This is a genomic window from Flavobacterium sp. (assembly GCF_020217025.1).
In the GTDB taxonomy this organism is placed as follows: Bacteria; Bacteroidota; Bacteroidia; order Flavobacteriales; family Flavobacteriaceae; genus Flavobacterium.
This window is the reverse complement of record NZ_JAIWOF010000049.1, coordinates 1-10,000: the sequence shown is the minus strand read 5'-3', so window position 1 is coordinate 10,000 and position 10,000 is coordinate 1. Positions and strand designations below refer to the sequence as shown.

Genomic DNA, 10,000 nt, shown 5'->3' with positions numbered 1-10,000 from the left:
ACCAGCTGAGCCAGCATTCCAAGGTAGTGCAATAATTGTACCTGTAACATGTGTTCCATGATCGCTGTATGTTGTTCCTGAAACATCGTCAACTGTTGTTACTCTTCCTCCAAATCCACTATGAGATCTACGCACTGTACCTCCATCCCATACACGAGCCACCATACCTTGTCCGTCTAAGGTTAACCCTAGTCCACCACCGGTATTTAAAAAATTAGCTCTAGTTGATCTTGCAGCAGCTACATTTGTTGTTGCATAATAAATAGGAAAACCATCAGGCGTTAATTTCATTAACTCTTGAAATGAACCATTTTCTCCTTTAATAATAATTGGCCAGCCATTTTTATTAGCAACTGCTATGGCTTTGGCTCTTTCTGTTTCTTCCAACTTTTGAAAGTAGGTTATTTTCTGTTGGATTTTTTCTACATCATAATCCTTGGTGATTTTAGCAACATCTTCTTTAGTTTGGGAAAAAGAAAACGAACAGAAAAACACAAGAAAAGATGCGAATAATTGTTGTTTTTTCATTTTTTGGGGCTAATTAGTGTTATTTAACGAAACAAATATATAATTTTTTCACAATCTTAAAAAAATGTTTTAAAAATAAATATCCTTTTTTCAAAAATGTAATAACTTGAATATATTTCATTTATGGATTTTTATCTAATAAAAATAAAATTTTCTTTAAAAGTTAAGATACACTACATTTACGAAAAATTATCAATTTATGGTTTTAAGCAGATTTTGGTTAGTAATATTTATATCTTCTATCTTTTTTATTGTTTTCGGATTGTTTTCATCTCAATATTATTCTATTGATTATGTTTTGAATGGAAAACAAGGCGAACCTCTTTTAATTGGTGAAAAATATTTAAAAGAAGTACCGAAATTTGTTCAAGATAGTGTCCAAAAAGCGGAAGACAAAACATTCATTATTAATAAAAATGAAAAGGATGCAGACACTACCTATGTTTACAACAATCAAACTGTAAAAATCTACAGCGGAAAACAAAAAGCAGATGGTTTACTTCCTATGACCAAAAGCAGTTTGTTTGATTTAATTCTGCCTTTGATTGCTTATTTATCCTTTTTCTGTGGAATAATGGAACTACTTATTATTTCAGGAGCTTCAGAAAGATTGGCTAAGAAATTAAGTCCATTATTTGCTAAAGTTTTTCCTTCGATTCCTAAAAACCACGAATCGATTTCCTATATGACGTTGAATTTTTCAGCCAACTTCTTAGGATTAGATTCAGCCGCAACTCCGTTTGGATTAAAAGCGATGCAAAGTTTACAAGAATTAAATCCAGATAAAGATAGAGCCAGTGATGCCCAAATCATGTTCATGTGTTTGCATGCTGCTGGTTTAACATTAATCCCAACATCCATTATTGGTTATCGCGCAGCTGAACACGCAGCAAATCCAGCCGATGTGATGTTGCCTTGTATTATTACTTCTTTTGTTGGAACTATTGCCGCTTTTATTCTAGTGGGAATCAAACAAAAAGTAAACTTCAAAAGTGCTTCTTTATTAGCGGCTTTAATGGGAGTCATCGGAGCGATTGTGGGATTATTATTCTACGTAAACAGTTTGGATTTAATTGGAAAAAATTACTTTACTTCTAACCTTTCGGGATTATTATTAATCTTGATTATCGGCGGAACTTTGATATTTTCTTTCGTTCAAGAGAAGAAATTCGTGGAACAAAAAACAACGATTTTCGACACTTTTGTAGCGGGAGCCAATAACGGATTAAAAACCGGAGTAACTATTTTCCCTTATGTGATGGGAATGTTAGTAGCAATTTCATTATTCAGAAATAGTGGTTTGTTTGAAAATATCAGCTACGGAATTTCGTTTGTTTTTGCACATTTAGGTGTTGCTAAAGAAATTACCGATTCACTTCCCGTTGCAATGTTGCGTCCATTTAGTTCAGGTGGTTCACGTGGTTTTATGATTGATGCAATGAAACAATTTGGACCTGATTCCTTAACGGGAAGACTAAGTTGTATTTTCCAATGTAGTGCCGAAACGACTTTCTATGTAATTGCTGTTTATTTTGGAAGTATCAACGTAAAAAACACCCGTTATACTCTAGGAATGATGCTTTTAGTTGATTTAATCTGTGTGATTACAGCGATTTTTGTGGCGAGTTGGTTTTTTTAGAAGATGGATACCTTACTTGAATTTTTAGTCGAATTTATTGGTCAATTCATTTTTGATAGCTTCAAATGGATTGGGATAATAATGAAATGGATTTTCTATTTAGGAAAGAAACCTATTTACCAAATTAAAAAAGAGAATTGGAACAATAGAATTGGTTTCATAACTTTTTTGGCTCTAATCGGATTAATCATTTATATAGTGAACTAAACTTATAAGATTTTAAAAACCTTGCAGGTTAGAAAAACAAAAATCCGTAACTTTACCTTTCAAAACATACACAAAATGGACTTTTTATATCAAGACCCGTATCCTATTTTAAAAGACGATACACACTACAAAAAATTAACTTCCGATTACGTAAAAGTTGAGCAACTTGGCGATAGAGAAATCTTAGTGGTTGACCCAAAAGGATTAGAACTATTAGCTCAAGAAGCTATGGACGACGTTTCATTTATGTTGCGTTCGGCACATTTACAAAAATTAAGAAACATTATCGAAGACCCAGAAGCAACAGACAACGACCGTTTTGTGGCTTATAATTTATTGCAAAATGCTGCTGTAGCCGTGGAAGGTCAATTGCCTTCTTGCCAAGATACTGGAACTGCGATTGTAGTTGCAAAAAAAGGCGAAAACGTATATACAGGAGTTGATGATGGCGAATGGTTATCAAAAGGAATTTACAATACCTACCAAAATAAAAACCTTCGTTACTCGCAAATTGTTCCGATTTCGATGTTTGAAGAGAAAAACTCGGGCTCTAACTTACCAGCACAAATTGATATTTATGCTAAAAAAGGGAATTCGTATGAGTTTTTATTTTTAACAAAAGGCGGTGGTTCGGCTAACAAAACGTTTTTATATCAAAAAACAAAATCGTTGTTAAATGAAAAATCGTTAGACGAATTTGTTCGTGAGCGCATTATGGATTTAGGAACGGCAGCTTGTCCTCCGTATCACTTAGCTATCGTTATCGGCGGAACTTCTGCAGAAGCAAACTTAGCAGCCGTGAAAAAAGCATCGGCTGGATATTATGACCATTTACCTACTTCTGGAAACATGTCAGGCCAAGCGTTTCGCGATTTAGAATGGGAAAAAAGAGTGCAAATCATTTGTCAAGAAAGTCAAATTGGAGCACAATTTGGCGGAAAATATTTAACACATGATGTTCGTGTAATTCGTTTACCTCGTCACGCGGCATCTTGTCCGGTGGGAATGGGAGTTTCTTGTTCGGCAGATAGAAATATCAAAGGAAAAATTACGAAAGAGGGTATTTTCTTAGAACAATTGGAAACCAATCCAGCACAATTTTTACCTGAAACAGCGCCTCATTTAGAGCCTGCGGTAGAAGTTGATTTAAACAAACCAATGAAAGAAATTTTAGCTGAGTTATCAAAATACCCAATCAAAACACGTTTGAAATTAAATGGAACTTTGATTGTAGCACGTGATATCGCTCATGCCAAAATCAAAGAATTGTTAGACGCTGGTAAACCAATGCCAGAGTATTTCAAAAATCATCCAGTATATTACGCTGGTCCTGCAAAAACTCCAGACGGAATGCCTTCAGGAAGTTTTGGACCAACCACTGCAGGAAGAATGGATGTTTATGTAGACGAATTCCAAGCCGCTGGCGGAAGCATGATTATGTTAGCGAAAGGAAACCGAAGCAAAGACGTAATGAACGCTTGTAAAAAACACGGTGGATTCTATTTAGGTTCGATTGGTGGTCCTGCTGCGATTTTAGCAAAAGAAAACATCTTATCGGTTGAAGTAGTAGATTTCCCAGAATTAGGAATGGAAGCCGTAAGAAAAATTGAAGTAAAAGATTTCCCTGCGTTTATTATTACAGATGATAAAGGAAATGATTTCTTTATGAATCTTTAGTTTTAGAAAAAAGAGAAAAGAAGCAAGAAAAAAGAAACCTGTAAGTTGAAAGACTTGCGGGTTTTTTATTTAAAATAAGATTCTAATAACGTTATTGCCATTTTGACTTTACTGTCAAATGTAAATTTTAAAACGATAAAAAAATAAGCAGAAAAGGAAAAAACAACAAAACTTGTAAATCTTCGAATTTATTATAAATAAAAACTACAAATACAAATTCCATAGCAATTATAAGTAAAAACAATCGCTTTAAAAAAGTGCTAATTGTAAATTCTAAATCTATGGATGAACCATGAATCTTTCCTAATATTTCAGGTCGAAATTGTTCCCTTGGACCAAAATCAAAAGTGGGTTTAATACAAAAATCACCATTTGGATTTATTTGTCCCTCAAAATCAAATTTAGAATTATCTCGATGAAAATTTTCAACTTTACTTTGAAGAATTGTAATGATTTCTTCTTTTGAAAGAGTGGTTTTTATGATGTGTGATTTTTTGAACATGATTGAAGTTTAATTATGAAGAAAAACAATTAATAACCTTTAGATTTTTAAATAGTTTTTTTATTTGTAAAATCTCTTAATAATTTCAAAACATGTTAATTCTATAAAGATGAGAACACTATAAAAAATAATATTAGTTTTAAAAACAACGTCATTAAATCTAATATATAATTCATAATCATTATCATAAATATTCTCAAATATTTCTTGAACCAAATATATTCCTGAAATAAATGCAAATAATGAAACTATAAATAAAAATAAAACTTTCTTAAAGAAATTGATTTTATAAAAATCATAAATTAATATCATTCCAACTATTGCTACAAATAGAAAGTTTAAATAATGAAAATCCCTATCCATTCCTCCCTTAGCAAACATAGAAGGAAAACTATATGAAATAATTAAAATTAAAACTATAATAATGGATGCTTTCAAAAAATTTGAAATTGATTTCATAAGTGAATAATATTTATGTCATGAGCAAAATAACTTGAGATTCCTACGAAATGACAAACTATGCACAAACCACTGAACACTTCAAACTGACCACTGAACACTTTCTAATCTACTCCACAAACAACACCAATCCTTTTAAATAATGTCCTTCTGGGTGATAAATGTTAGTTGGGTGATCTGGACCTTGTTCTAATTTGTGTAAAACTCTGATATTTCTTCCCGTTTCAATGGCTGCCGCTGCAACGGTGTTGTAGAATAAAACATCATCAATCACTTGCGAACAAGAGAAGGTGAATAAAATTCCGTTTGGAGCTAAGGCTTTTAATCCGGCAATATTTAAACGTTTGTAGGCTTGCGTTGCGGTGTGTTTGCTTTTGATGCTTTTCGCGAAAGCGGGTGGATCTAAAACAATAACATCGTATTGTTGCGTGTGTTCTTTCATGAAGTTGAATACATCGTCAGCTACAGCTTTATGATTGGCGTTTGGAAAATTTAATTCCATATTGCTCGCTGCTAAATCCACAGCTTTTTGAGAAATATCCACCGAAGTTACCAATTTTGCTCCAGCGCTCATGGCATAAATTGAAAATCCGCCAGTATAACAAAACGTGTTTAATACTTTTTTCCCATTTGAGAATTCACCTAATAATTTTCTGTTTTCACGTTGGTCTAAGAAGAAACCTGTTTTTTGTCCTTCTACCCAATTAACGGAAAACAAAATATTATTCTCTTTTGCAACTGCTTCTACTTTATTTCCGAATAAGAAATAATCGGTTCCTGTATTCGGTAAAGTTCCTGAGCTTTTACAATAAATAGTATCGCAATAGTCTGGAAAATTGGATTTTATGGCTTCCGCGATTTTATCCATTTGAAGAAAAACTCCCGTGGAATGCGCTTGAATTACCCAATTTTTATCGTAATAATCAATAATCAATCCCGAAATTCCGTCGCCTTCTCCATGAATCACACGAAAGGCATTTGTAACTTCAAAATCCAATATTTGGGTGCGTAAATACCAAGCCGATTGTAGTTTGGCTGCCCAAAAGTTATCAGAAAAAGTTTCATCACCGAAAGTCAAAATTCGAACTACAATACTTCCTTTGTCGCTGAAATATCCAGTTCCTAAATGATTGTTTTTCGAATCGACTACATCCACCATTTCGCCATCGTTTATTTCACGACTCACACCATAAACCGCACCGCTGAAAATCCAAGGATGACGACGTTGAATAGATTTTTCTTTACCTGATTTTAAAATTACTTTTGGAAAACTCATTCTTTTGAAAATATTACCGCGGATTCGCAGATTGTTATTTGTTTTTAAATTGGGTTAAATAGAAGTAAAACGCAGATCCACAGATATTAAAAATTGTAATCTGCGAATCTGCGGTAAACTAAAAATTCATTATTAATCTATTTTCATTTCCGGAATATCTCCTTCTATGATTAAATTAGCTTCTGTTGCTTTTATGATGTCTTCTACTGAAACACCTGGTGCGCGTTCTAACAATTTAAAACCTTTTGGTGTGATTTCTAAAACCGCTAATTCTGTAACAACTTTTTTCACACAACCAACACCTGTTAGTGGAAGTGTACATTTTTTCAAGATTTTCGATTCTCCAGCTTTATTTACGTGCATCATGGCTACGATAATATTTTCTGCAGAAGCTACTAAATCCATGGCGCCACCCATTCCTTTTACCATTTTTCCTGGAATTTTCCAGTTGGCAATATCTCCATTTTCAGAAACTTCCATCGCACCTAAAATGGTTAAATCTACTTTTTGCGCACGAATCATTCCGAAACTAAAAGCCGAATCAAAGAAACTTGCTCCTGGTAAAGTGGTAATCGTTTGTTTTCCTGCGTTGATAATATCGGCATCTTCTTCTCCTTCAAATGGAAATGGACCCATTCCTAAAACTCCATTTTCGGACTGAAATTCAACTGAAATATCCGTACGAACATAATTGGCAACTAAAGTTGGGATTCCGATTCCTAAGTTTACATAGTAACCGTCTTTCACTTCTTGTGCTATTCTTTTTGCTATATCTTCTTTTGATAACATAATTATTTCTTTTTACTGAACACTAAAAACTGAACACTGATTACTTTTGACGAACTGTTCTTTGCTCAATTCTTTTCTCAAATTTCTCTCCTTGAAAAATACGATTTACCATAATTCCTGGAATGTGAATTTCGTTTGGATTTAAAGTTCCTGCTGGCACTAATTCTTCTACCTCAGCGATAGTGATTTTTGCTGCTCCAGCCATTGGTGCATTGAAGTTACGAGCCGTTCCTTTGAAAATTAAGTTACCTGCTTCGTCACCTTTCCATGCTTTTACGATAGAAAAATCGGCTTTGTAGGCATATTCTAAAACGTGCATTTTCCCATTGAATTCACGAACCTCTTTCCCTTCAGCTACTTCTGTACCAAAACCTGCTGGGGTAAAGAATGCTGGAATTCCGGCTTGTGCAGCACGACATTTTTCAGCTAAAGTTCCTTGAGGCGTTAGTTCTACTTCTAATTCACCTGAAAGCATTTGACGTTCGAACTCAGCATTTTCTCCCACGTAAGAAGAAATCATTTTTTTGATTTGACGTTTTTGCAATAGCAATCCCAATCCAAAATCATCCACGCCTGCATTGTTTGAAATACAAGTTAAATTGGTTACATTTTTGCGAACTAATTCAGCAATACTATTTTCAGGAATACCACAAAGACCAAAACCACCTAACATGATGGTTTGTCCGTCTTGAATTCCTTCTAAAGCTTCTTGAACGTTATTTACTTTTCTAGAAATCATATTTTGGTTTGTTGTTGTTTATAATCCGAATTCGTCCATATTAGGTTCGTCTGTTGGAACAGCAGTCGTATCTACCACTTTTTTGGGTGTCCAACAATCCACCTTAATTTGTAAATCTTCTGGACGTTCAAATGGTTCTTTTGATACATCTAAATCACTATCTGCATAACATTTTTTCATGAAAAGACCCCAAATTGGTAATGCAGTCGTAGCTCCTTGTCCCATGTGTGTAGAACGAAAATGTGCTGCTCTATCTTCATTTCCAACCCAAATTCCAGCTGCTAAATTTGGAACCATTCCGATAAACCAACCATCTGAGTTGTTTTGAGAAGTTCCTGTTTTTCCTGCAATTGGATTTCCAAAACTATAATCGTATTGGATGAAACCACCACCGCCCCATTTTAATCTTGATCCAGTTCCAGATTGTGTTACACCTTCCATTAATTTTACAACAGCATAAGCCACATCTTTGTTCACTACATCTTTTGTAACTGGCATCGGTTGGTCAATTACAACACCATTTTTATCTTCAATTTTTATAATGAAATTAGGCTTTACGTAAACGCCTTGATTAGCAAAAGTACTCATTGCACCAACCATTTCTTCAACTGTAATATCTACGGCACCTAAAGCAATGGACGGTTGAACTGGAATTTTTGAAGTAATTCCTAATTCTTTAGCCATATCAGCAACAGCTTGAGGTCCAACTTTATCAATTAATTTTGCTGAAACCGTATTCACTGAATTAGCTAGTGCTTTTTGAAGTGTGATAGTACCTCTGTAATTTCCGTCTGAATTTTTAGGTGACCAATCTGCATCGATTCCCCATTTTCCTTTTGGCATAGTGAAATAACTATCTATAATAGAATCACATGGGGACATTTGTAATTGTTCCATAACTGTTGCGTACACAAACGGTTTAAAAGTTGAACCTACTTGTCTAGCTCCTTGCCCTACGTGATCGTATTGGAAATATTTATAATTAACACCACCTACCCAAGCTTTAATATGACCTGTACGAGGTTCCATAGCCATCATTCCTGTTTGTAAAAAATGCTTATAATATATAATTGAATCTCTAGGCGTCATGATGGTATCTCTTTCTCCATCATAAGTAAAAATCTTCATTTTTGCTGGTACATCAAAAGACTTAATAATTTCTTCTTTAGTTTTTCCATTCAAATCCATTTTTCTCCAACGCTCTGAATTTTTCATGGCTTGGTTCATAATTTGTTGGGTTTGTTCTGGAGTAATATCAACAAAAGGAGCATTTTCTTTGTCTTTCATTCCTTTGAAAAACTCTTTTTGAACATTTTTAAGATGTTCGTAAACCGCTTCTTCAGCATATTGCTGCATTTTGGAATCAATGGTAGTATAGATTTTTAAACCATCACGATACAAATCATATTCGGTTCCATCAGGTTTTAAATGCTCTTTCACCCATTTTTTCATGAAATCTCTTAAATATTCTCTAAAGTAAGTTGCACTTCCTTCAGAATGACTTTCAGGTCTAAAATCTAATTTGATTGGAAGTTTACTTAGTTCTTCTTTTTTAGCTTCAGAAATTACGTCGTTTTTAACCATCTGACCTAAAACCGTGTTTCTTCTGTCTAAAACTAATTTGGCTCTTTTTTTACGATTTGGATTGTAAAGTGACGGATTTTTTAACATTCCCACAAACAAAGCCGATTCTTCAATAGTTAGATCTTTTGGTTCTTTGTTCATGTAGATTTTTGCTGCCGAACGAATTCCAACCGCACCATTTACGAAATCTACTTGATTCAAGTACAAAGCAATGATTTCTTGTTTGGTATATTGACGTTCCAAACGAATGGCAATAATCCATTCTTTTACTTTTTGAATTACCCTAAATAAGATAAATTTTGAACCTTCACCGTGAAACAAGTTTTTAGCTAACTGTTGGGTTAGCGTACTCGCACCACCATCTCTACCTAATCGCACAACGGCACGTAAAGTTCCTTTAGCATCAATTCCTGAATGTTCATAAAAACGTTCGTCTTCTGTTGCTACTAAAGCCTTCACTAAATGTTGAGGAAGTTCTTCATATTTTACTGGAGTTCTGTTTTCTTTGTAAAATTTACCAATCACTACTCCATCTGAAGAAATAATTTCGGTAGCTACGTTTGAATCTGGATTTTCTAAATCGTCAAACGAAGGCATTTT

9 protein-coding genes and 1 pseudogene are annotated in these 10,000 nt (G+C 34.0%); 3 read left to right on the top strand and 7 right to left on the bottom strand.

Going from position 1 to position 10,000, the window contains the following annotated elements:
• Nucleotides 1-528: pseudogene (locus tag LDL23_RS02260) on the bottom strand (hypothetical protein); the annotation flags it as partial.
• Nucleotides 529-727: 199 nt separating this feature from the next.
• Here LDL23_RS02260 and LDL23_RS02255 point away from each other — a divergent pair.
• The 3 genes from LDL23_RS02255 to LDL23_RS02245 all read left to right on the top strand — a co-directional run bounded on the left by LDL23_RS02255 (nt 728) and on the right by LDL23_RS02245 (nt 4,051).
• The gene (locus LDL23_RS02255; protein ID WP_291264258.1) at nt 728-2,167 is read left to right on the top strand and encodes a nucleoside recognition domain-containing protein; all 1,440 of its coding nucleotides are present in this window, start codon (nt 728-730) and stop codon (nt 2,165-2,167) included.
• Nucleotides 2,168-2,170: 3 nt separating this feature from the next.
• Nucleotides 2,171-2,374 carry a hypothetical protein gene (locus LDL23_RS02250; RefSeq protein ID WP_291264257.1) on the top strand — a complete coding sequence of 68 codons (204 nt, stop codon included), beginning with the start codon at nt 2,171-2,173 and terminating at the stop codon, nt 2,372-2,374.
• Nucleotides 2,375-2,449: 75 nt separating this feature from the next.
• Entirely contained in the window at nt 2,450-4,051 is a 1,602-nt protein-coding gene (locus LDL23_RS02245) for a fumarate hydratase (RefSeq protein WP_291264256.1), read from the top strand.
• A gap of 127 nt (nt 4,052-4,178) precedes the next feature.
• On the opposite strand, the gene LDL23_RS02240 is transcribed toward LDL23_RS02245, so the two are convergent.
• The 6 genes from LDL23_RS02240 to LDL23_RS02215 form a co-directional block, all read right to left on the bottom strand.
• Nucleotides 4,179-4,553 carry a hypothetical protein gene (locus LDL23_RS02240; protein WP_291264255.1) on the bottom strand — a complete coding sequence of 125 codons (375 nt, stop codon included), beginning with the start codon at nt 4,551-4,553 and terminating at the stop codon, nt 4,179-4,181.
• A gap of 60 nt (nt 4,554-4,613) precedes the next feature.
• Nucleotides 4,614-5,012, bottom strand: a complete 399-nt coding sequence (locus LDL23_RS02235; RefSeq protein ID WP_291264254.1) for a hypothetical protein — start codon at nt 5,010-5,012, stop codon at nt 4,614-4,616.
• Between the two features lie 109 nt (nt 5,013-5,121).
• Entirely contained in the window at nt 5,122-6,288 is a 1,167-nt protein-coding gene (locus LDL23_RS02230) for a class I SAM-dependent rRNA methyltransferase (RefSeq protein WP_291264253.1), read from the bottom strand.
• 132 nt (nt 6,289-6,420) lie between these two features.
• Complete coding sequence (locus LDL23_RS02225; protein WP_291264252.1) at nt 6,421-7,077, bottom strand: CoA transferase subunit B; 657 nt, start codon at nt 7,075-7,077, stop codon at nt 6,421-6,423.
• 40 nt (nt 7,078-7,117) lie between these two features.
• Nucleotides 7,118-7,816, bottom strand: coding sequence for a CoA transferase subunit A (locus tag LDL23_RS02220; protein ID WP_291264251.1), 699 nt, complete (start codon nt 7,814-7,816; stop codon nt 7,118-7,120).
• Nucleotides 7,817-7,834: 18 nt separating this feature from the next.
• Nucleotides 7,835-10,000, bottom strand: a 2,166-nt coding sequence (locus tag LDL23_RS02215; RefSeq protein WP_291264250.1) for a transglycosylase domain-containing protein, incomplete at its 5' end; no start/stop codon positions are given.

Bases quoted from the DNA above. Each gene is read 5' to 3' on its own strand.
- LDL23_RS02230 (WP_291264253.1), bottom strand. From the start codon at position 6,288: ATGAGTTTTCCAAAAGTAATTTTAAAATCAGGTAAAGAAAAATCTATT.
- LDL23_RS02240 (WP_291264255.1), bottom strand. From the start codon at position 4,553: ATGTTCAAAAAATCACACATCATAAAAACCACTCTTTCAAAAGAAGAA.
- LDL23_RS02235 (WP_291264254.1), bottom strand. From the start codon at position 5,012: ATGAAATCAATTTCAAATTTTTTGAAAGCATCCATTATTATAGTTTTA.
- LDL23_RS02225 (WP_291264252.1), bottom strand. From the start codon at position 7,077: ATGTTATCAAAAGAAGATATAGCAAAAAGAATAGCACAAGAAGTGAAA.
- LDL23_RS02220 (WP_291264251.1), bottom strand. From the start codon at position 7,816: ATGATTTCTAGAAAAGTAAATAACGTTCAAGAAGCTTTAGAAGGAATT.
- LDL23_RS02245 (WP_291264256.1), top strand. From the start codon at position 2,450: ATGGACTTTTTATATCAAGACCCGTATCCTATTTTAAAAGACGATACA.
- LDL23_RS02250 (WP_291264257.1), top strand. From the start codon at position 2,171: ATGGATACCTTACTTGAATTTTTAGTCGAATTTATTGGTCAATTCATT.
- LDL23_RS02255 (WP_291264258.1), top strand. From the start codon at position 728: ATGGTTTTAAGCAGATTTTGGTTAGTAATATTTATATCTTCTATCTTT.